Annotated in this window: 22 protein-coding genes; 14 read left to right on the top strand and 8 right to left on the bottom strand. The window is 73.0% G+C overall.

The window, feature by feature from the left end; translation table 11 throughout:
* Positions 1-37 precede the first annotated feature (37 nt).
* Positions 38-280 carry an integrase core domain-containing protein gene (locus DSM104299_RS09020; RefSeq protein ID WP_432419764.1) on the top strand — a complete coding sequence of 81 codons (243 nt, stop codon included), beginning with the start codon at positions 38-40 and terminating at the stop codon, positions 278-280.
* Between the two features lie 54 nt (positions 281-334).
* Here DSM104299_RS09020 and DSM104299_RS09015 read toward each other — a convergent pair whose 3' ends face one another.
* The gene (locus DSM104299_RS09015; protein WP_272476967.1) at positions 335-1,048 is read right to left on the bottom strand and encodes an IclR family transcriptional regulator; all 714 of its coding nucleotides are present in this window, start codon (positions 1,046-1,048) and stop codon (positions 335-337) included.
* Between the two features lie 63 nt (positions 1,049-1,111).
* Between DSM104299_RS09015 and DSM104299_RS09010 the strand changes: the two genes are divergently transcribed.
* The 4 genes from DSM104299_RS09010 to DSM104299_RS08995 all read left to right on the top strand — a co-directional run bounded on the left by DSM104299_RS09010 (position 1,112) and on the right by DSM104299_RS08995 (position 6,158).
* Positions 1,112-1,705, top strand: coding sequence for a gamma carbonic anhydrase family protein (locus DSM104299_RS09010; RefSeq protein ID WP_272476966.1), 594 nt, complete (start codon positions 1,112-1,114; stop codon positions 1,703-1,705).
* Positions 1,702-2,421, top strand: a complete 720-nt coding sequence (locus DSM104299_RS09005; RefSeq protein WP_272476965.1) for a sulfite exporter TauE/SafE family protein — start codon at positions 1,702-1,704, stop codon at positions 2,419-2,421. Before DSM104299_RS09010 ends, DSM104299_RS09005 begins: the two co-directional genes overlap by 4 nt.
* Before the next feature lie 1,282 nt (positions 2,422-3,703).
* Positions 3,704-4,189 carry a universal stress protein gene (locus DSM104299_RS09000; RefSeq protein WP_272476964.1) on the top strand — a complete coding sequence of 162 codons (486 nt, stop codon included), beginning with the start codon at positions 3,704-3,706 and terminating at the stop codon, positions 4,187-4,189.
* An 88-nt stretch (positions 4,190-4,277) separates the two neighbouring features.
* The gene (locus DSM104299_RS08995) at positions 4,278-6,158 is read left to right on the top strand and encodes a sensor histidine kinase (RefSeq protein ID WP_272476963.1); all 1,881 of its coding nucleotides are present in this window, start codon (positions 4,278-4,280) and stop codon (positions 6,156-6,158) included.
* On the opposite strand, the gene DSM104299_RS08990 is transcribed toward DSM104299_RS08995, so the two are convergent.
* The 4 genes from DSM104299_RS08990 to DSM104299_RS08975 all read right to left on the bottom strand — a co-directional run bounded on the left by DSM104299_RS08990 (position 6,075) and on the right by DSM104299_RS08975 (position 9,497).
* Entirely contained in the window at positions 6,075-6,476 is a 402-nt protein-coding gene (locus DSM104299_RS08990; protein ID WP_272476962.1) for a response regulator, read from the bottom strand. The two genes, DSM104299_RS08995 and DSM104299_RS08990, sit on opposite strands and share 84 nt — an antisense overlap.
* A gap of 116 nt (positions 6,477-6,592) precedes the next feature.
* A complete protein-coding gene (locus DSM104299_RS08985; protein ID WP_272476961.1) occupies positions 6,593-8,590 on the bottom strand; it encodes a winged helix-turn-helix domain-containing protein in 1,998 nt (665 codons plus the stop codon).
* A 168-nt stretch (positions 8,591-8,758) separates the two neighbouring features.
* Positions 8,759-9,034, bottom strand: coding sequence for an SHOCT domain-containing protein (locus DSM104299_RS08980; RefSeq protein ID WP_272476960.1), 276 nt, complete (start codon positions 9,032-9,034; stop codon positions 8,759-8,761).
* 13 nt (positions 9,035-9,047) lie between these two features.
* Complete coding sequence (locus DSM104299_RS08975) at positions 9,048-9,497, bottom strand: DUF6325 family protein (protein ID WP_272476959.1); 450 nt, start codon at positions 9,495-9,497, stop codon at positions 9,048-9,050.
* Positions 9,498-9,696: 199 nt separating this feature from the next.
* On the opposite strand from DSM104299_RS08975, the gene DSM104299_RS08970 reads away from it, so the two are divergent.
* From DSM104299_RS08970 to DSM104299_RS08945, 6 genes are all read left to right on the top strand, one after another.
* Positions 9,697-10,233 carry a hypothetical protein gene (locus DSM104299_RS08970; RefSeq protein WP_272476958.1) on the top strand — a complete coding sequence of 179 codons (537 nt, stop codon included), beginning with the start codon at positions 9,697-9,699 and terminating at the stop codon, positions 10,231-10,233.
* A gap of 187 nt (positions 10,234-10,420) precedes the next feature.
* Complete coding sequence (gene pepD / locus DSM104299_RS08965) at positions 10,421-11,890, top strand: beta-Ala-His dipeptidase (RefSeq protein WP_272476957.1); 1,470 nt, start codon at positions 10,421-10,423, stop codon at positions 11,888-11,890.
* Positions 11,887-12,492 (top strand): hypothetical protein, encoded by a 606-nt coding sequence (locus DSM104299_RS08960; protein ID WP_272476956.1) that lies wholly within the window; start codon positions 11,887-11,889, stop codon positions 12,490-12,492. Before pepD ends, DSM104299_RS08960 begins: the two co-directional genes overlap by 4 nt.
* Positions 12,489-14,048, top strand: coding sequence for an anaerobic C4-dicarboxylate transporter family protein (locus DSM104299_RS08955; RefSeq protein WP_272476955.1), 1,560 nt, complete (start codon positions 12,489-12,491; stop codon positions 14,046-14,048). The genes DSM104299_RS08960 and DSM104299_RS08955 overlap by 4 nt, the downstream gene beginning before the upstream one ends.
* Before the next feature lie 86 nt (positions 14,049-14,134).
* Positions 14,135-14,626: a hypothetical protein gene (locus DSM104299_RS08950; RefSeq protein ID WP_272476954.1), complete on the top strand. Its 492-nt coding sequence runs from the start codon at positions 14,135-14,137 to the stop codon at positions 14,624-14,626.
* Positions 14,627-14,705: 79 nt separating this feature from the next.
* On the top strand, positions 14,706-15,551 hold the full coding sequence (locus DSM104299_RS08945) for a threonine/serine exporter family protein (RefSeq protein WP_272476953.1): 846 nt from the start codon (positions 14,706-14,708) through the stop codon (positions 15,549-15,551).
* Between the two features lie 10 nt (positions 15,552-15,561).
* On the opposite strand, the gene DSM104299_RS08940 is transcribed toward DSM104299_RS08945, so the two are convergent.
* The 3 genes from DSM104299_RS08940 to DSM104299_RS08930 form a co-directional block, all read right to left on the bottom strand.
* Positions 15,562-16,869 (bottom strand): APC family permease, encoded by a 1,308-nt coding sequence (locus DSM104299_RS08940; RefSeq protein WP_272476952.1) that lies wholly within the window; start codon positions 16,867-16,869, stop codon positions 15,562-15,564.
* Positions 16,870-16,975: 106 nt separating this feature from the next.
* Entirely contained in the window at positions 16,976-17,431 is a 456-nt protein-coding gene (locus tag DSM104299_RS08935) for a DUF7144 family membrane protein (RefSeq protein WP_272476951.1), read from the bottom strand.
* A 113-nt stretch (positions 17,432-17,544) separates the two neighbouring features.
* Complete coding sequence (locus tag DSM104299_RS08930) at positions 17,545-18,102, bottom strand: hypothetical protein (protein ID WP_272476950.1); 558 nt, start codon at positions 18,100-18,102, stop codon at positions 17,545-17,547.
* On the opposite strand from DSM104299_RS08930, the gene DSM104299_RS08925 reads away from it, so the two are divergent.
* From DSM104299_RS08925 to DSM104299_RS08915, 3 genes are all read left to right on the top strand, one after another.
* Positions 18,101-18,508 (top strand): SHOCT domain-containing protein, encoded by a 408-nt coding sequence (locus DSM104299_RS08925; RefSeq protein WP_272476949.1) that lies wholly within the window; start codon positions 18,101-18,103, stop codon positions 18,506-18,508. The genes DSM104299_RS08930 and DSM104299_RS08925 overlap by 2 nt on opposite strands.
* A complete protein-coding gene (locus DSM104299_RS08920) occupies positions 18,505-19,029 on the top strand; it encodes a universal stress protein (RefSeq protein ID WP_272476948.1) in 525 nt (174 codons plus the stop codon). Before DSM104299_RS08925 ends, DSM104299_RS08920 begins: the two co-directional genes overlap by 4 nt.
* A 116-nt stretch (positions 19,030-19,145) precedes the next feature.
* Positions 19,146-20,792, top strand: coding sequence for an MFS transporter (locus DSM104299_RS08915; RefSeq protein WP_272476947.1), 1,647 nt, complete (start codon positions 19,146-19,148; stop codon positions 20,790-20,792).
* The last annotated feature ends 23 nt before the right edge of the window (positions 20,793-20,815 follow it).

Raw genomic sequence — 20,815 nt, 5'->3', positions numbered from 1 at the left:
TACACCTCCAGGCCGTTCCGGGCGCGGCTCTCAGAGCTTGGGATCGCCCATCGTCGCGCCGGCGAATCCCAGGCCTTCATCGAAGTCCTGGTTTTCCAAGCTCAAGCAGCGCTGCGTCTGGCGCGAAGAGTTCGAGACCCTCGACGAGGCCCGCACCAAGATCAACACCTACGCCAACAACTACCACGACCGACCCCACTCAGGCCTCGGCTACAAGACCCCGGCGGCCGTCGCCGCCACCCGGCAGGATCCCATCGACCAGTCAATCCCAGCGGCCTAACCGACAACGCCGACGGGGTCCACGCCACGACCAACCGCCCGTGGAATAACTCATCTAGGCGCCGAGCGCCCGGGTGATCGCAGGCCCTGTGGCCTGCAGCGCGACGGTCACGCGCGGGAGCTCGGCGGCGGTGCGCACCGACACGGCAAGCGCGGCGACGACGTCCTCGCCGGCTCGCACGGGGACCGCAACACCATGCAGCCCGCGTTGGCTCTCCTCGTGGTTGGTCGCGTAGCCACGTCGGCGGATGCGCGCGAGCTCGGCGCGCAAGCGCGGCGGGGTCGTGATCGTCTGAGGCGTCACGGCCGACAGCGGCGCGCGCACCACACCCTCGCGAGCTGCCGCGGGCGCGTGGGCCAGCAGTACCTTCCCCATGGCCGTCGCGTGCGCCGGCATACGGCCGCCCGGCCGGGAAGGGATCGGCCGTCCACCCCGTGGCGCGAGCTGCTCGAGGCACACGGTGTCCGCTCCGTCGAGGATCGCGAGCTGCACGAGGCGGCCCGTGGCCGCGTGGAGGTCGTGCATGACCGGCAGCGCGACGTCGCGCAACCGGCGCTGGCGCGGCACGCGCTGACCCAGCTCGAACAGCTTGAGGGCTGGACGCAACCCCGTAGGGCCGCGCTCGAGACCGCCCCAGGCGACGAGCTCGTTCGCAAGCCGATGCGCCGTCGACCGCGGCACGTCGGCGCGTTCGGCGAGCTCGCGCACGCTCAAGGGGCGCGCCGACTCGGTGGCGGCCTCCAACACCCGCAGCATGCGTGCGGTCACGGTGTCCCGGCTCGTGGGACGCATGAGGTTGCCGGGAGCCTAGCCCTCGGCGATCGTGGGTGCATGCTGATCGAGCACCGCGGATGTGAGCCGCGCGTCCATCCCACCGCCTATGTCGCCCCGAACGCCGTCCTGTGCGGCGACGTCGAGGTCGGCGCCGACTCGCGCATCCTCTTCGGAGCGGTGGTGACCGCCGAAGATGGAGCGGTCTCCATCGGTCGGTCCTGCGTCGTGATGGAGCACGCGTTGATCCGCGGTCGAGCCGGCCACGACGCTCGCCTCGGCGACGACGTCCTCGTCGGCCCGCACGCGCACGTCAACGGCGCCCAGGTCGAGACGGGCTGCTTCCTCGCGACCGGCGCCGCGGTGTTCCCCGGCTCGGTCATCGGCACGGGCAGCGAGGTGCGCATCAACGGCGTGGTCCACGTCAACACCGTGCTCGAGCCCGACACGACCGTTCCCATCGGCTGGATCGCGGTCGGAGATCCCGCGCACGTCCTCCCGCCCAACCGCCACGACGAGATCTGGGCCGTGCAGCGCGACCTGGACTTCCCTCAGACGGTCTACGGCGTCCAGCGCGGCACGCCGGCGTCCGAGCTCATGCGGCGGCAGTCGAGCTTCTACGGGGCGCACCGCGCGGACCGCGTCGTGGAGTGAGCGTCACCGACGTCGTGCTCACGGTGACCGTGAGCCTCGCGGCGTTCGCCCAAGCGCTGACCGGCTTCGGCTTCGCCCTCCTGGCCGCCCCGATGTTGGTGGCCCTGCTGGCGCCGCAACCCGCCGTCAGCGCCGTGGGGCTGCTCGGCCTCGTCGTCAACGCCACGATGGTGCTCGCCGCCCGGCGCGCCCCTGCCGGGCTCCGCCGTGAGACCGGCGTGCTGCTGGGCTGGGCGGTCGTCGGCCTGCCGATCGGCGCGCTCGCGCTCGCGCGGGTGCCCGCCGATGTCGTACGGATCGGGATCGCCGCGCTGGTGCTCGCGGCGCTGCGCCAGCGCCACCTCGCCGGTCCGGTCGCGTGGCGGATCCCGGCGGCGGCCGCGGGCTTGCTCGCCGGAGCCCTGACGACGTCGACGGGCCTCAACGGCCCGCCGCTCGTCCTGCGCCTGACCGGGGAGGACACGACGCCGAGCGCTCGTCGGCACACGCTCGCGGTGCTCTTCTTGGCGCTCGGCACGCTCGGCGTGGCCACGCTCGCGGTCGGAGGGCAGCTCCGCCCGCCGGACGTCCTGCCGACGCTGGCCGCCGCGACAGCCGCGGGCGCGCTCGTGGGCGTCCACGCCGCGCGCCGGCTCGCGTCTCGCATCGATGAGCGCCTCGTCACCGCGCTGCTGTTCGTCGCTGCGGCGGCGGCGCTCGTGAGCGTGATCGTCTGACGGGCTCGAGGCGGCCGACGCGGCCCCACGGTGGCGAACGCGCTTCAGGGGCGCCGGCGATCTCCAGCCCCGCCGGCGCTCATGCAGTCGGCAGGAGCACGATCCGCCCCCCCGCAGGCCGCCAGCCGCGAGGCGCTCGTGCGCGTCCGCGACCCGGGAGAGCGACAGGACATCGGCCACGCGGCTCGGCAGGTGCCCGTTGGCGGCGAGCCCCGACAGCAGCTCGAGTTGCGTCCCGTCGGCGCGGATCCAGACGTTGCGGACGTCGATGCCGCGCAGCGCGACCGGCGCCGCGCCCGCCGAGACGAGGCCCGCGGCGACCGCCACCTCGGGTCGCGCGAAGCTCGCCGGGCGATGCTGGACCAGTCCGTAGCCGAGGGCCGCGACGAGGGCCAGACCGACCGGCGAAGGTGCAATCCAAGGTGGTCGGGGCCATCAGGTTGAAGGTGAAGCCCGGGATCGCGGTCTGCCCCGCGTCGCCGAACGCTGGATCGGAGTCGCCGGGCACCGCGGCAGCGGCCGGGGCGGCGGTGACCGCCGAGCAGCGCGAGCGCAAGCGCCGCCGGGCGGCGCGCAGGTCAGCACGCCATCGGGAGGCCTGCCCCGCTTGTCGGCTCACCCGCCGATGCTCTTGCCGCGCGACTTGGCGTCAACGTCGCCGTCCTTCACCAGCCATCCAGGACCAAGGGAAGGCTCGACCTGGGCGCCGTCGTCATCGCGCCAGCGGGCGAAGATCACAGGGCCGCCACCCCGGTTTCGAACTCGAAGGGGCACCGGATGTCATCGCTCATCTCCTCCCTAGGTCGACGAGCCCCAGATTCGCCCCTCAGGTGTCTGTGCCCCCACACCGTGCCCCACACACAGCCCCGGTGAGCACCCATCCGAACCCCGCTGGCCAGCGGCGATTCCCTGGTTTCGAGCGAGGCCGACTCCTTTCGCCATCGTTGAGGGCCTTGTGGGGCAATTGCCCCGTGGAGGTTCGAGTCCTCTTCGGCGCATGGAACGGAAGCTCCGCACTTGCGGGGCTTTCGTCGTTCCGGGGCGTCGCGGCGGAGTTGGTGGTGGACCTGTCGCCGTTGGCCTGCTCGCAGCGCGTGGATCGCGGCCAAGGCCGCCCTGCACTGACGCGCCCGCACCCCAGTGCGGTGCCGTGCGTACGCCCTTGCCGCCGCAGGGCGACCGCACGAGCCTGACCGGATGGTCGTCGCGGCCGGCTACCCCTTCTCTCCCTGGCAGGACGCCAGCGGCTGGACCACGACCGAAGCCGCGACCTTCGCCCGTCATGGCTGAGGATGCTCGTCCGGTCGTGGTGTCGTTCGACGGCTCGGTGCCGTCGGCCACCGCGCTGCGGGCGGCCGTCGCGGAGCTGCCCGCCCGCCACCTGGTGATCGTCAGCGTGTGGGAGCCCGGGTTCACGACCGCGATGCTCAGCCCCACCGACACGGCCGGGTTGTCGTTCGCGGTTCCCGACCCGGCCCAAGTCGCGACGGTCGACCGCCTGCAGCGCGACCACGCGACCGCCGTCGCCGAGGCGGGCGTCGCGATGGCCCAGCGGCTCGGCGCCACCGCGGAAGCGGTGCCCGCCCGCGACGACGCGAGCGTGGCCGAGATCGTCATGGCCGTCGCCGAACGCTGCGACGCGGCGTTGATCGTCGTGGGCTCGCGCGGGCTGGGCGCCGTCAAGGCGCGCCTGCTGGGCTCGACCACCCGTCGCCTGCTCCACGAGTCGCGTCGGCCGGTCCTCGTCGTCCGCAACGGGGACGCTTAAGGCGGCGGAATCCGGTGTCTTGGCCAGACGGTCGGCACTCGGGCACACTGCGCGACACGCACCTTCAGGCGACGGTGCAGGCCTTGCCATGAACGGCGCCCAAGCCCAAGCCTACGCCCGCGAGCTCGGCACGTACGCGCGCCTGCACGTCACGCGGGCGGTGCTGGGCATCGCCGGCGCCTTCGTCCTGGTGGCGACCGCCGCCGTGCTCGGCGGATCCGCCCGAACCGGCGAGCACATCACGGGGCTGCTGCGCGCGACGATGGTCGCCGCCCCCCTGGCGGCCGGGCTCTACGCCTGGGGCGTCAAGCCGTTCGAACGATTCGCGCGTCTGCTCATGCTCGTCGGCTTGGTGTCGTTCGTCACGACGCTGGCCGAGTCCGGCGACGCGACCCTCTACAGCGTCGGGCGTGCCGCCGGGTGGACGCTCGAGATCCTGCTCGTGATCCTCTTGCTCGCCTTCCCCGACGGCCCGCTGCGCGCGGCAGCCGACCGACGGCTGGCCGGCGCGATGGCGGCGGTCGTCGGCGTCTTCTACCTCCCGACGCTGCTGCTGACCGAGAGCTTCCAGGTCCCCAGCCCGTACACGAGCTGCACCCACGACTGCCCGCGCAACGTCTTCTTCGCCTCCGGGCACGAGCTGGCCTTCGCCAAGTCGGGGTTCCTCGGTGTGGGCAGCGTCCTGGTGTTCACCGTCATGTGCCTCGTCCTCGTCCGCCTGCGCGAGCGGATCACGCTGGCGAGCGCGGTCCAACGGCAGGCGCTCGTGCCGGTCCTGCTGATCGGCGTGGTGCGCGAGGCGCTCGTCGGCTCGCTGATCGTCGCCCGCCAAGCCGGCGCCGCCGAAGCCGTCGTAGAGGCCGGCGCGACGCTGATCGCTTGGGCGACGCCCGCGATCGCGATCGCGTTCCTGGTGGGGTTGGTCCGCATGCGCCTGGCCGCTGAGCGCTCACTGCGAACGCTGGCGGCGTCCGTTCGCAGCGCGACCGGGCTCCCGGCGCTTCAGCGCACCGTCGCCGAGGCGCTCGACGACGCGACCCTCCGCCTCGCCGTCCTCTCCCTCCCCGCCGACCCCATCGCGGGCCCATGGCTGGACGTGCACCTCGAGCCGACCCAGACGCCGTCGGCGACGACGCAGCGCTGCGTCCAGCTGGTCCGCGACGGGCGCGGGCAGGCCGTTGGCGCGCTCACCGCCGACGCTGCCCTGGCCGACCGACCCGAGCTGCTCGAAGCCGCGGCGGCGCTCGTCGCGATCGCGCTCGAGAACCGACGGCTCGAGGCGGAGGCCGCGGCGGCCGCCGTGGCCGTCCGTGAGTCACGCGCGCGGATCGCCGCCACCGCGGACACCGAGCGGCGGCGCATCGAGCGCGACCTCCACGACGGCGCCCAGCAACGGCTCGTCGCGCTGCGCATCGAGCTCAGCCTCGTCCACGACATGCTCAACGACGATCCCGCAGGTGCGACCGCCCGGATCCGCGAGCTCGAGGCTTCGGCCGAGGAAGCGCTGGAAGAGCTGCGGGCGCTGGCCCACGGGGTGCGCCCGCCACTGCTGGCCGACCGCGGGCTGGTCGAGGCGCTGCACTCAGCCATGGCCCGCTCGGGCCTGCCGGTGAAGATGACCGACGAGAGCGTCGGGCGCTATCCACCCGAGATCGAGAGCGCCATCTACTTCTGCATCCTGGAAGCGCTGCAGAACGTCGCCAAGCACGCGAGCGGAGCCCGCCACGTCCGCGTGCGCGTCGACGGCGACACGCGTGGAGAAGTCTGGTTCGACGTCCGCGACGACGGCAGCGGCGCCGCCGACGACGCGGCCCTGGAGGGTGGCGCGGGGATGACCAACATGCGCGACCGTCTCGCGGCCATCGACGGGGTGCTGCACGTCGTGTCACACCCCGGGGTCGGCACGTGCGTGTTCGGTCGCGCGCCGGTGCCCATGGGCCCGCCACAGCGCTCGCAGCGCGCGGGGTGAGAGCTCCTGCTTGCGGATGTGCGCGGCCGCGCCGACCTGGGTGACGGCCTCGGGCAGGTCGATCACCGCCTCCAACGACACCAGGATCACCACCGCGCCCGGTTCCTGCTCGATGAGGCGACGGGTCGTCTCGATGCCGTCCATCCCCGGCATCCGGACCTCGACGAGCACGAGGTCCGGGTGGAGCTCGGCGGCCAGCGCCAGCGCCTGCTCGCCGGAGCTGGCCTCGGCGAGCTGCTGGAACCCGTCGGTCGCCGCGATGAGCTCGCGCGCCGTGTGGCGGAACACCGGCTGGTCGTCGACCGCCAGGACCGTCACCGCTGGGCGGCCTGGGTCGAGGGGTGGGCACATCGCTCGCACAAGGGTCCGTGACCGCCGCCGGCACGACAAGGGCATGGACCACCGCGCGCGGGTCGTGCCGGCACGACGTCCGGTCAGCCCGCCTCCTGAGCCGACGCCGGAGTCCGCGGGGCCGCCTCGATCAGCCCCAGCTCGACCGCCCGGCCGACCGCCGCCGAGCGCGTGGCGACGCCGAGCTTCTGGTAGACCGCGTGCACCTGGGACTTGATGGTGTTCGCCGACACCTGCTCGACCACGGCGATCTCGCGGCACGACAGGTGGCTCGGCAGATGGCGCAGCACGCGAAGCTCGGCGGGCGTGAGCACGCCGACGCGTTCCTGCTCCGCCCGGCGCGCCGTCGTCGCCAGCGCCACCTCGGCCTCGCCGACCCACGCGGCGAGCCCATGGGCGTCGGGCATGCGCGTCGTGAGGCGCCGCGCGTCGGACAGCCATGCCCGTGCGCCCGGCACGTCGCTGAGCCGGAGCAGCGCACGCGCGAGCGCGAAGCTGACCTGCACCTGGAGCCAGGGCGGAACCGCGTCACGACCCGCCAGCATCGCCGTGGTCGCCTGGACGTCGGCGCTCGCTTGCTTGAAGCGGCCGGCGACGGCACCCGCGAAGGCCGCCACGGCCACGATCACGCCCATCGTCGCTCGGTCGCCGAGGCCGTGCGCGGCCACGCGGGCCCGCGCGCGCTCGACACGACGCAGGCCCTCGTCGGGGTCGCCGCCGCAGAGCGCGACGAGCGCGAGGTCGGCCTCGCACAGCGCGGCGATCGCGGGAGCGACGACGAACGCGCGCCGGACGCCGGCCTCCAAGGGATCGATCGCGCCGGCCACGTCGCCCGCGAGCATCCGGCCCGCGCCGTCGAGCAGGCAGGACAGCGCGCCCACCGGCTCGCCGGCCGCGCGCCCCTCGGCAGCGGCGGCGCGCAACGTCCCGGCGCCGCCGTCTCCCGTGGTGAACGCCCGCAGCGCGCACGCCCCGGCGCGCAGCGACCGCGCCTGCCGCGCGGGCGCGTCGTCCAGCGTGGCCTCCGCCGCCGCCAGCGCCCGATCCACCCGCCCCAACGCCAGACGCGGTGCGGCGTGCATCGCGACGGTCAGCGCGACGGACGCGTGGCGCTCGGCCGCGGCCGGGGGCAACGCGTCGAGCCACCGCCCCAGCTCGGTCGAGCGGCCGTCCCACGCATACGTCGCCGCGCGCCGCCACAGCAGGTCGCCGGCACGCGCGACGTCACGACCGGCGACCGCGTGCGCGACCGCCGCCTCGACATCGCCCCGCGCCTCGTACAACCGGCTGGCACGCCGTCGAAGCAGGCGCTCGCTCGCCGGCTCGCGCCGGCGCAGCTCGTCGCGCAGGAACTGCCCGACGAGCGGATGCAGACGCAGCCGCACCGGGTCGCCATGCCCGACGGTCGCGACGGGCAGCCCGGAACGCGAGACCTCGTCGAGTCGCGCGGCCGCGTCGTGGCCGCTCAGCAGGTCGTCGCAGCGATCGACGTCCAAGACGTCCAACAGCGAGCAGCGGCGCAGGAACGCCACGATCCGAGCCGGCACCGCCGCCAGCACGTCGCCGGCGAGGTAGTCGGCGACGTAGGGATCCGAGGCGCTGAAGCGCTGGGCGGCGCCCGCGTGGTCGTTGGAGCGCCCAAGCGACTGGGCGGCGAGTGAGAGCACCGCGGGCCAGCCCTCGGTCGTGCGCTGCAGCGCGTCGAGCGGCGCAGCCCCAACCGGCGCGTTCGCCTCGTCGAGCAGCCGGGCGACCTCCCCGCGGGTCATCGCGAGGTCGGCCGGGCCGATCTCGAGGACGTCGCGCTGGGCGCGAAGCCGGCCGAGCGGCGGCGTCGTGCGCGAGGCCACCACGAGTCGAGAGCCCGGACCCAGGCGCCGGACGAGCACGGTCAGGTCACGGGCTCCGGCCGGCCCGCCGTCGATGACGAAGACGCGGTCGCGCGCGTCCGTGACGACCCCGCCCGGCGGCAGCCAGGCGAACGCGCGTGGGTCCTGTCGCGCCCATGCCGCCAAGAGCGTGGACTTGCCGTAGCCGGCCGGTGCGCGCACCACGACGACCGACTCGCGGGCACCGAGCAACCGGCGCGTCAGTCGATCGCGCGGGATCTCCCCGGCGCGCGGAGGCGCGGGGGCTGCGTGCAGCGGCAGTGTCGCGGAGGCGGGCACGGACGCGATCAACGATTCCCGTGCCGGCGCAGACGAGCAAGGGCGTAGGCCCGCCTCCGGGTGGAGGCGGGCACGACGGCGTCAGGTCGCGTTCAGGATCTTGTTCTTCTGGATCGCGAACTCCTCATCGGTGAGCACGCCCTGCTCGTGCAGCGCGGCGAGCTTCTGCAGCTGCTCGATCGGGTCGACCGCGGGCGGCGGCGGAGGCGGCGGCTCGTAGGCGGGTTCGGGCGCCTGCTCGTAGCCGCCCTGCTGCGCCCAGCGGTTGCCCTGCCGGCGTGAGACGCGGTTGCTGACAGCGGTCGCCGTGCCGGCCACGACGGCCGTGCGCGCCATGCCGCGAAGCAGTCCTGGCATTCGTCTTCTCCTCCTAGCTCGCGGCCGCGTCGAGCGCGTCGAGCGCCGCGATCAGGGCCTGGATCTCGATGCGCCCGTCGGCCAGCAGGAGGCCGCCCGAGCGCCGCAGGGCGATCGCCAGCGGCGCCGCCCACCGGTTCTCATACACGAGGATCGCGGCCGAGTCGCCAGGGTCGAGCGACGCAGCCGCCTCCTCGAGGTCGGCGTTGCTGACCAGGCCCGAGGACGCGCCCTCGAAGACCGCGAAAGGGCTGTCGGCGCCGAGGTGGTCGAGGTCCAACGCGGTCGTCGTCCCGTCGGCGTCCTTGGACACGAACGCGATGTCGAGCACGCGGATGATGCCGCGATCGGACAGGTCCACGATCAGCGGCGCGATGTCCGCTCCGTCGGGCCGCTTGCCCGGCCAGCCGAGCACGATCCAGTCGACCGGGCCCATCTCCTCCAGTTCGACATCGTCGCCCATGGCACGCTTCCCTTCGTCGGTGGTCGCGGCAACCGTAGGTCCGGGCGGAGGTCGTCCACATCGTCCTATCCGTATGACGCGCGACGACGTCAACGCGCCGCCTCCTCGCTCTCGCCGCCGTTCGACGGGGTGCACACCGGTCCGATCGTCTCGTGCGCGCCGTCTCGCATCCGGCCCGTCGGCCGCCGATGCTCCGCGCATGGTCGCCGTCGCCCTCCGGCCCGTTCCCGTCATGCTGATCGCGGGCGCGCTGCTGATCGGTGGCTGCGGCGATGGCGAGCGCGGCGGTGAGGCTTCCAACGCGGTCACGCAGGCGCTGTCCACGGTGGCCGCAGCACCGCGGACCGTGACCGCGCCGGCCGAGACCAAGACCGTGACGGCGCCGGCCAAGACGAAGACCGAGACCGTCACGAAGACCGTGACCGCGCCGGCGAAGACCGTGACCACCGAGGCCGACTCCGACTCCAAGGTCGCTCCAGCCGCCGTCGGCGCCGCGGCCGGAGCGCTCGCGGCGGACGACACCGGCACCACGACCGTCGTCCGGACCGTCACCGCCGCCGCCTCTCCGGCGCCGGAGCTCGGCGCGCCGGAGGCCACGAGCACCGATGACGACACCGAGGGGCTCCCGGCGTGGCTCGCCGCGCTGCTGGGCGCGGCCGTCGGCGCCCTGGGCGTCGGAGCGATCGTCGGATGGCGGCACCGGCACCACGCGCCGGAGCCTCCGCCCGCCGCCTGATCACTCCCCGCCCGCCGGCGACACCCCGATCCCCGCGGGCCGCGGTGCATGCCGACGAGCGCGGGATCGGGCGCATGAGGTCACGCAGCGCGCGTGGCGCCCGCACGCACGCGCGAGGGGCACGCACGAACCTGCCTGACTGGTGGTCACCCTCGTCGGGTCCGGCCCGTGCCGTGACGATCCCGCCATGGTCGAGCATCTGGAGCCGGAGCCCTTCTGGGCGCATTTCACGCAGTTGACGAAGATCGCGCGGCCGTCCCGTCACGAGGAGCCGGTCATCGCCCACGTCACCGCGTGGGCGGCCGAGCGCGGGCTGCGCCTGCGCTCCGACAGCACGCGCAACCTCGTGATCGACGTTCCCGCCACGCCGGGGCGCGAGGACGCGCCCATGGTGGTCCTGCAGGGCCACCTCGACATGGTCTGCGAGCGCCAGCCCGACAGCCCGAACGATCCGACCGAGGGCCGAATCGAGCTGCTCCGCGACGGCGACTGGCTCACCGCCGACGGCACGACGCTCGGCGCCGACGACGGCGTGGCCATCGCCGCGATGATGGCGCTGGTCGAGGACGAGCAGGCACCGCACGGCCCGCTGCAGCTGTTGATGACCGTCGCCGAGGAGGTGGGCCTGGAAGGGGCCAACGGCCTCGACGGCTCGCTGCTGGACGGCAAGATCCTCGTCAACCTCGACAGCGAGGAGGATCGTAAGCTCACGGTCGGCTGCGCGGGGAGCACGGACTCGTGGGTGCGCGCGCCGGCCAGCCGCGCGCCGCTCGACCCGTCGTCGGTCGCGCTGAGCGTCACGGCCGAGGGCGGGCTGGGCGGCCATTCGGGGATGCAGATCCAGCTCGGGCGGGCCAACGCCATCAAGTACCTCGGGCGCGCGCTGCGCGAGGTCGGCGCCCAGGTGCCACTGCGCCTGGCCTCGCTGGACGGCGGCAAGAGCCGCAACGCGATCCCGCGTGACGCGACCGCGGTCATCGCGGTGGCGGCCGGCGACGCGGAGCGCGTACGCGAGCTGTTGGCCCAGAGCGAGGCCACGATCCGCGACGAGTACGCCAAGACCGACCCCGACGTCAGCCTCGTCGCCGCCGACTCCGAGCCGCCCGCCGACGCGTGGACCGCCGCGGCGACCGACGAGCTGCTCGACGTGGTGGCCTTGATCCCGACCGGACCGCTCGCGCTGAGCCCGGACTTCGACGGCCTCGTGGAGACGAGCACGTCGCTCGGCGAGGCCATCACCGAGGGCGACGTGCTCACGCTGCACAGCCTCACCCGCTCGTCCAACGACGCCGCGATGCCCGGCGTCCTGGGGACGCTCGAGGCCGCGGCCCGCCGCGCCGGCGGCGAGGTCGAGTTCAAGCACAACTACGGCGGCTGGCGGCCGAACCTCGACTCCCCCGCGCTGGCCGCGCTGCGCGTCGCCTACGACCGGTCGTTCGACGACACCCCGATCGTCACCGCGGTCCACGCCGGCCTGGAGACGGCCGTGATCGGCGACAAGGTCGCCAACCTCGACATGATCTCCTTCGGGCCGCAGATCGAGTCGCCGCACTCGCCCGACGAACGCGTGAGCATCCCGACCGTTGAGCGATTCTGGACGCTGCTCGTCGGCTTCGTCGACGAGCTCTCCCAGCCGACGAACGGCCACGCGCGATGAAGGGCTGGCTCATCGGAGGACTGCTCGCCGTCGGCCTGCTGCTGATCTTCGTGGCGACCGGCACCGGCCGCGACAACACCGGCGACACGGTGCGCGCCCAGGCCTGGGCCAGCGACGTCTGCCGGACCGTCGCGACGTGGGAGGGCTCGCTGAAGGACATCCGCAAGGAGCTCCAGAAGAACAGCTACGGCGCCCGCAACGCCGACGGCGGCTCCGGCGACGGCGTCGAGGGCAACGTCACGGTGCGGGAGGCGGTCGATCGCGCGGTCGTCGCGACCGACGAGCACCTGACGCTCGGCCTCGAGCAGGCGGGCATCCCGGACTCGCCCCAGGGCGGGGCGTCCGCGGCGACCCTGCGCGCGTGGGCGACGCGCACCGAGGACAACCTCCTCCTCGCCCAGGCGCGGCTGAAGCGCGAGCCGGCCGCCGACAGCATCGCCGGCGCGGCGCTGCAGACGCTCGCGGTCCCGATCACCGCGCTCACGCGGTCGGTCCTCGACGGGCGCACCACGCTCCAGCGGATCGGCACGACCGATCCCGAGCTGGCCCAGGCGTTCCAAGACAGCAACACCTGCCGCCGGCTGCAGAGGAGAACGGCATGAGACGGTTGAGCGTCCTGTTGGCCGTCGTCGTGGCGCTCGCCTGTGGCGGCGCGGCGACGACCGTGCTGCCCGGCGTGGTGAGCGGGCCCGCGATCGCGGTCGCCGCGACGTCGACCACGGCCACGAGCACGACGAGCACGGGCACGACCAGCACGCCCGCCGCCGCGGCGCCCAAGACCCAGCCGGCCCAGAGCACCTCCTCGGAGGCCAAGCCGAAGGAGCCCGACTACGACTGGGTCAAGATCGCGATCGAGGGCCTGCTCGTCATCGCCTTCATCGCGCTCGGCGTCCGCACCGGCGGCATCGGCCTCGGCCTGTGGGGCGGCGTCGGAACGCTCGTCCTCGTCTTCGGCTTCGGCCTCGATCCCGGCGACCCGCCGGTCGACGCGATCCTGATCATCGTCGCCGTGATCGCCGCCGCCGCGGCGATGGAGGCGGCGGGCGGGATCGACTACATGGTCATGCTCGCCAGCCGGGCGCTGCGCGCGCGGCCGCGTTCGATCAACTACGTGGCGCCGTTCGTGTCCTACCTGCTGTGCATCCTCACCGGCACCAGCAACACGTTCTACTCGATCGTCCCGGTCATCAACGAGGTCTCCTACGCCAACGAGATCCGGCCCGAGCGGCCGCTCGCCAGCTCGACCGTCGCGTCGGCCCTGGGCATCACCTCCAGCCCGGTCGCCGCGGCGATGGCCACGCTGCTGCCGCTGGTCGAGGCCAAGGGCTTCGACCTCGTCGACGTGCTGCTGATCACGATCCCGTCGAGCATCGTGGCGATCATCGTGATGTCGTTCGTGATGAGCCATCACGGCGCGGAGCTGAGCGAGGACCGCGAGTTCCAGCGCCGGCTCGAGGTGGGCGAGGTGCAGCCGCCCGAGCCGGCGAGCGACATCGTGTTGAAGACCTACGCCAAGCGCAGCGTCGCGATCTTCCTCGGCGCCGTGCTCGTCATCTGCGTCTTCGGCTTCATCGACGACATCCGCCCGACGGTCGTCAGCGAGGACGGCGGGACCGAGCCGCTGTCGGTCACGCCGATCATCCAGATGGTCATGCTCGCCGCGGCGGCGCTGATCGTCGCCAGCTGCAAGGTCCGCGCAGCCGACGTGCCCGGCATGCCGATCTTCCGCTCCGGCATGGTCGCGATGATCGCCCTCTTCGGCATCGCCTGGATGGCGGACACCTTCATCGCCAGCAACGAGGACGCGATCGTCTCGGCGCTCGGCGACCTGGCCAACCAGTGGCCGTTCATGATCGCCGTGTCGATCTTCCTGGTGGCGGGGCTGACGACCAGCCAATCGGCGGCGACGCGGACGATGGTCCCGCTCGGCCTGGCCCTCGGCATCGGCGCGGGCTACATGATCGCCATGTGGACGGCGGTCGTCGGCGTCCTGTTCCTGCCCGCCAACGGCACGCAGATCGCGGCGGCCGAGGCCGACCGGACGGGCACCACCTCGCTGGGCAAGCGCGTCATCGACCACTCCTTCCAGCTGCCGCTGCAGATCGCCTGGATCACCACGGCCCTGGTCGGCATCGGGATCGTGGCGGTGTTCCATTGAGCGCCGAGGCAGACCCTCCGGCCACCGCCCCGGGCGCCCCCGCCCCCGCGGGCAGCGGCCACAGCCCGTGGCTATGGGTCTCGCTTGTGCTCGGCGCGCTGGCGATCGGCCTCCTCGTGTGGGGCCTGGCCAAGAGCTCGGACCTCAACAGCGCCGAGAACCAGCTCGACCAGCAGGCCGAGACGGGCAGCGCGGCGGTGACCACCGTCAAGAGCGCCTACGAGGACCTCACCAAGGACCTCGACGCCACCAACGAGCAGCTGGACGACACGACCCAGGACGTCGCGTCCGCGAACGCCGCGGCCGACCAGGCTCAGAAGGAAGCCGAGGTCGCCAAGCAGCAGGCCGACGAGGCCGACGACCAGACCAAGCAGGCGGAGGCCGAGGCGGCGGAGGCCCAGGCCCAGACGAAGGCGGCGCAGTCCAAGGCCGACGTCGCGTCCGGCTGCGCCAAGGCCTACATCTCGGCGATCGGGACCCTGTTCGACGGCAGCGACGTCAAGGCGCAGGCGGCGACCGTCGGCGAGCAGCTCAAGGGCATCTCGGCCGACTGCAAGGCCGCGTTCGAAGGCACCTGACCCAGGCGACGACTATGGCCGGCGACGCGGACGGCGACCTGCAGGCGCTGCTGCTCGCGCTCGGCGCAGCCTCGGGCTGGTGATCCGCCCCGCTCCCGTGGACCTCTGGATCTACCTCGCGCTCGGGGCGCTCGTCGGCGCGATGAAGGCGTGGGGCAGCCGCTTCCAGACCGGTGGCTACCTGCTGGCCATCGTCGCCGCGGCCGTGGTCTCGGCGCTCGCGTTCCTCGCGCACGGCGGCAACGAGGCGGCCTCGCTGCGCCTGACGATCCCGCCGCTCGTCACGTTCCTGCCCGGCGCGCTGCTGACGATGGCGGTCGTCGACCTGGCCTTCGGCGAGACCGTCACGGGGGCCAGTCGCTTCGTCGCCGGCCTGCTGCAGCTCACGCTGCTGGGCATCGGCATCGTCGTCGGCGCCGAGCTCGTCGGCAACCCGCACAGCGCACCGGTCGCCGGGTCGGCGGCCGACACCCTGGGCTCCTGGTCGCCGTGGCTCGGCGTCCTGCTCTACGGGATCGGCATCTACGTGCACAACTCCGCGCCGGCCGGCTCGCTGCGCTGGCTGCTGCTCGTGCTGTTCGCGGCCTGGGGCGGCCAGCTCGTCGGCCGGGCGATCCTCGACCCGGCGCTCAGCGGCTTCGTCGGCGCGGCCGCGATGGTGCCGATCGCCCACGCGGTCGCCCGCGTCCACGGCGCCCCGCCGGCGCACGTCACGTTCCTCCCGGCGTTCTGGCTGCTGGTCCCGGGGACGATCGGGCTGATCGGCATCACCGAGCTCGTCGGCGGGGCGCACCCCGCGACCGCGTCGGAGAACTTCGGCACCGCGCTGGTCGCCACCGGCTCGGTGGCGCTCGGCATCCTGGTCGGGACGATGATCGTCCGGGCGTCGCGTGCCGCGCTGCAGGCGACGACGCGCAGCGCGTGACCCGTCGCGTTCAGCCGACGGGATCGGCGCGGGCGGCCGGGCCTGCCTGCGGCCCGTCGGCGGCCGGCCGCGCGCGCTTCCACACGAAGTCGAGCGTGATCGCCAGGAGCGCGATCGCCACGATCGCGACGAAGGTCGCGGGGTCGTTTCGCAGCGTGTCGACCACGAAGAACACCAACACGATCGCGGTCACGGCGATCGCGGCGAGCACGATCGCCGCGTTCGCGCCCGTGTCGGCGCGCCGGCGGTAGCCGGCCAGGGCCACGAGCAGGAACACGACCAGCGCGATCGCGCTGCCGACCGAGGCGATCGCCGACAGGTCGACGAGGTTGGCCACGATCCCGACGATCACCGCGGTGATGATGAGCCCTGAGTGCTCACCGAGCTTGGACCGCGCGCCGAACAGCGGCGGGAACTGCCCGGCGGCGGCGAGCATCCGGGTCAGGCCGCCCGACGCGTACAGCGTCGCGTTGACCGACGACGACGTCGCCAGCAGCGCCGCGACGGCCATCATCACGAAGCCCGCGTCGCCCAGCGACGGCCGCGCCGCCTCGGCGATCGCGGTCTCGCCGTAGCCCACGACCTGGTCCACCTCCAGCGTCCCGAAGACGCCGAGCGAGATCAGCACGTAGAGCCCGGCGGTCAGGCCCAGCGCCGCGTACATCGCGCGCGGGAGCTCGCGCCCGGGGTCGGCGAGGTCCCCGCCGGCAAAGCTGATGACGCTGAAGCCCAGGTAGGCGAAGAACGTCAGCGCGACGCTGGCCACGATGTCGGACACCGACGGGTAGCCGCTGAACGCGAGCAGGCTCCAGTCGACGTCGACGATCGTCACGACGATGAACACCGCGAAGACGGCCAGCAGCGCGAGCACGATGAGCGTCTGCGCGCGATCGACGATCGTCGAGCCCACGACGTTGATGGCCAACGCGCCGAGGATCACGGCGGTCGTGAACACGTGGGCCCAGACCGGCGCGGCGTCGTTGCCGATGAACAGCGACGACGCGTAGCTGCCGAACGACACCGCCACCATCGAGCAGACGATGATGATCGCGGACATGTACCCCAGCCAGGACGCGATGCCGACGAGGCGCCCGTTGCCGAACCCCTCCATCAGGTAGGCGATGATCCCGCCCGAGGACGGGTACCGGACGCCGAGCTTGACGACGGTGTAGCCGAGCAGGCCGGCGACGATGCCCGCCAGCAGGAACGAGAGCCACACGGCCGAGCCGGCGACCGTGCCTGCCTCGCCGAGCAGCGCGAAGATGCCGGCGCCGACCATCGCGCCGACGCCGAGGAAGACGGCGCCGCGCACGGTCATGGTGCCGCGAGGTGTCTGGTCGCCGGCCATCGCTCGACGCGCCCGTCAATCCTCCTTCGCCTTGGCGACCTCGGCCGACGGGCGCGCAGGGAGATCCATCGGCGCCTCAGACCGGGTTGCGCTGCCCGCCATAAGCGGCCAACCCGTAGATGATCATGATGTCGATCGCGAAGATCGCCAGCGACCAGAAGGGATAGGCCGGGATCGACAGCAGCGCGGCGATCGCGCTCGCGGCGGCCATGATGATGCCGAGCCAGCGCCCGAACGTGCGGCCGTTCCAGATCGAGAACGCGGCGATCATCTGGATCCCGCCGATGGCGACCGTCACCCAGCCCCAGGTGTTGAGGTCGCTGAGGATGTACTTCTGGTCGGCGACGAAGAAGCTGGAGTTGCCGATCGCAGCGATCCCGTAGATGATGTTCAACACGCTGACGACGGCCATCATGATCCCGGCGAACAGCACCCAGCCCGCGCCCTCGGCGGTGGAGCTCATCCCCTCGGCCGACGCGGTGCGCGCGCCGCCCGCGCCCGCCTGCTGCCTCCCGGCGTCCATCATCGACATGTCCAACCTCCGGTGACTCTCAGTGGTCGACGCTCGCGTTGACGCGAGCGCCACGGCCTACGGGTCAAGCCTGGCCACGGAGCACTGCGCCGGCAATCGCGCGCGCACCACAGTCACGGTGGGGTGCACCCGCGCCGCGCACGCTCCAGGCGTGCGAGCTTGACCTCCATCTTGGTCCGCACCGCCGCGTGCGCACGATCGAGGCCCTCCGCCACGGCCTGCGAGACGGTCACCCGGCGCCAGGCCTCGCATTGACCACAGCGCAGGAGGACCTGGATCTCCTCGCCGGCGCCGATGGGCGACCAGTCGACCAGGCACACGAAGCGGGTGCGGCAGGCGGGGCATTCCAGCAGCCGAGCGCACGTGTCGGCGATCATGGCGCGGGTGACGCGCTCGCCGTGCCGGGCGCCATAGGCCTCGCCGAAGGGCCCGACGAAGAACAGGAACATCGGCGGCCGCCTCCTCGTGTCGGAGCGCGCCGCCGAGATGACGGAGCGTGAGGCCGAAGCATCCGCGCGGACGTCACGCGCCGGCAATGGCGTACGCCGGTCTTCGGCGTTCGCGCGCACACCACCCGACCGGCGCGACGACGAAGGTGCTGCGCCCACGCGCCACGCCGACATGCGCGCACCATTGCCCGGCGGCTGACCCGGCGGCACGCTGCGCACCATGATCCTCGCGGCGGACTACCCCTTCCTCGACATCGTCGGCACGATGTTGGTGTTTTTCTTCTGGGTGATGTGGTTCTGGTGCCTCATCATCGTGCTGGGCGACGTCTTCCGGCGCGAGGACCTCTCGGGCTGGTCGAAGGCCCTCTGGACGTTGTTCCTGGTCTTCCTTCCGTGGCTCGGGATCCTCATCTACCTGATCGCTCACGGCAAGGACATGGGCGAGCGCCGGATGGCCGCCGCGGCCCAGCAGCAGGCCCTGGTCGACGGCCACATCCGGAACGTCGCCAGCACCGGCGGCGGCACCGGCTCCGCGGAGCAGATCGCGCAGGCCAAGCGCCTGCTGGACGACGGAGCGATCGATGCGGCGGAGTACGACCAGCTCAAGCGCCAGGCGCTGGCGGCTTGAGCGACCGGCGACCCGATCAGCCGGTCGTGGTGGCCTTCGACGGCTCCCGACCGGCGCGAGCGGCCGTCGAGCGCGCTGTCGCGCTCTTCCCCGAGCACCGCCTCATCATCGCCACCGCGTGGGAGCCCGGGCTGGCGCTGGCGATCATGCCGATCGCCGACACCACCGGCTTCAACTACTCCTCCCCGTCGGTCGACCAGATCCGGATGGTCGACGACGCCCAGCACGACCATGCCTCGGCGATCGCCGAAGCCGGCGCGGCGCTGGCGCGCGAGCTCGGCGCGGTCGCCGAGGCCGACGCGACGCGCGAGGAGCTCAAGGCCGCCGACGCGCTCGTGGCGCTGGCCGAGCGGACGGACGCGGCCGCCATCGTGATCGGGTCACGCGGGCACGGCGGCGCCAAGGCGCGGTTGCTCGGCTCGACCAGCCGACGGGTCCTGCACCTCGCCCACCGGCCGGTGCTCGTGGTTCGCGAGGCGACGCGCCGCCTCGATCCGCAGCCCCCACCTCGTGAGCGCTGACGCATGGGTGTCCTCGCCGTGCTGCTCGCGTTCGCGGTGCTCGCCGGCATCGGCGGCCGCGTCCGGCACCGCTCGGCTGCGCGCCGACGGCGGCCCGGGCCGGGTCCTGATCCGCGATGACGGCCGTCGACCGATCGGCCGATCTCGGGTCCGGCGGGGACGCACGCGCCGGGTGGCTGCCGATCGCGGTCCTCGCCGCCGCGCAGTTCGTGATGGTCTTGGACAGCAGTGTGATGAACGTGTCGATCTCGCAGATCGTCGCCGACCTCGACACCACGATCCAGGGCGTCCAGCTCGCGATCACGGCCTACACCTTGGTGATGGCCTCGCTGATGCTGCTCGGCGCGCGCCTGGGCGACATCATCGGCCGCGACCGGTGCTTCGCGATCGGGCTCGCGGTCTACGGGGTCGGCTCGCTCACGACCGCGCTGAGCCCGAACCTCACGGTCCTGCTGATCGGCTGGTCGCTCGTGGAGGGCATCGGCGCGGCCCTCGTGGTCCCGGCGATCGTGTCGATCATCGCGGCCACCTACGACGGTCATCAACGCGCGGTGGCCTTCGGGATCGTCGGCGGGATCGCCGGCGCGGCGATCGCCGCCGGGCCGCTCATCGGCGGCTGGGTCACCACCGAGCTCAGCTGGCGCTACGTGTTCGTCGGCGAGGTCGTGGTGGTCGTCGCCATCCTGGTCGTGCGCCGCCGACTGCACAAGAGCCCGCCCGTCGCGCACCCGCCCAAGCTCGACGTCGTCGGCGTGCTGCTCTCGGCGATCGGCCTGGCGCTCACGGTGTTCGGGATCCTCAAGAGCAGCGAGTGGGGCTGGATCGAGCCGCTCGGCGCGATGACGATCGGCGGCCAGGAGATCACCCCGCTCGGGTTCTCCGTCGTCCCGTTCCTCATCCTCGCCGGCGGCGGGCTGCTCGCGGCCTTCGCCGTCTGGGAGGAGCGCCGCGAGCGCCTGGGCCTCGACACGCTCCTGGATCGCGCCCTGCTCAAGATCCCGGCCCTGCGCGCCGGCCTGAGCACGCTGATGATGCAGCAGCTGATCCTGCTGGGGACGTTCTTCGTCCTGCCGGTCTACCTCCAGGTCGTGCTCGGGCTCGACGCGTTCGAGACGGGCAAGCGCCTCTTCCCCATGTCGGTGACGATGTTCGTCGCGGCCCTGCTCGGCCCGCGGCTCGCCGCCGGCTTCGCGCCCAAGCGCGTCGCCCAGGTCGGCCTGGTGGCGCTGGTCGTCGCCGCGGTCCTGCTGCTGGAGACCATCGACGTCGAGCTCAACGACACCGGCTTCGCCGTGTCGCTCGCGCTGTTCGGCGTCGGTGCCGGCTTGTTGTTGTCGCAGCTGGGCAACGTCATCATGTCGTCGGTCGACCCGTCCCAGACCAACGAGGCGGGCGGGCTCCAGGGCACCGCTCAGAACCTCGGCGCGTCGCTCGGCACCGCGTTCATCGGGTCGGTGCTGATCGCGTCGTTGAGCTCGGGCTTCGTCGCGAAGGTGCAGGCCAACCCAGCCCTGCGCCCGGCGGTGCAGGAGCAGGTCGCGGCGGTCGCCCAGAAGGGCATTCCGGTCGCGCCCGTCGCGGAGGTCGAGCAGGCGGCGCGCGACGCCGGCGTCCCCCCACGGCAGGCCGCGGAGCTCGCCGACGACTACGGCGACGCACAGCTCGACGGCCTGCGCCGGGCGATGGGCGCGATCGCCCTGTTCGCGGCGGTGTCGCTGTGGTTCACGCGCCGGCTGCCTGGCCACACCCGCGACGCTGCATAGACACCGGTAAATGGTCGACAGTC

The sequence above is a fragment of the Baekduia alba genome (genome assembly GCF_028416635.1).
GTDB classification, from domain to species: domain Bacteria; phylum Actinomycetota; class Thermoleophilia; order Solirubrobacterales; family Solirubrobacteraceae; genus Baekduia; species Baekduia alba.
This window is presented reverse-complemented; position numbering and strand designations above follow the sequence as displayed.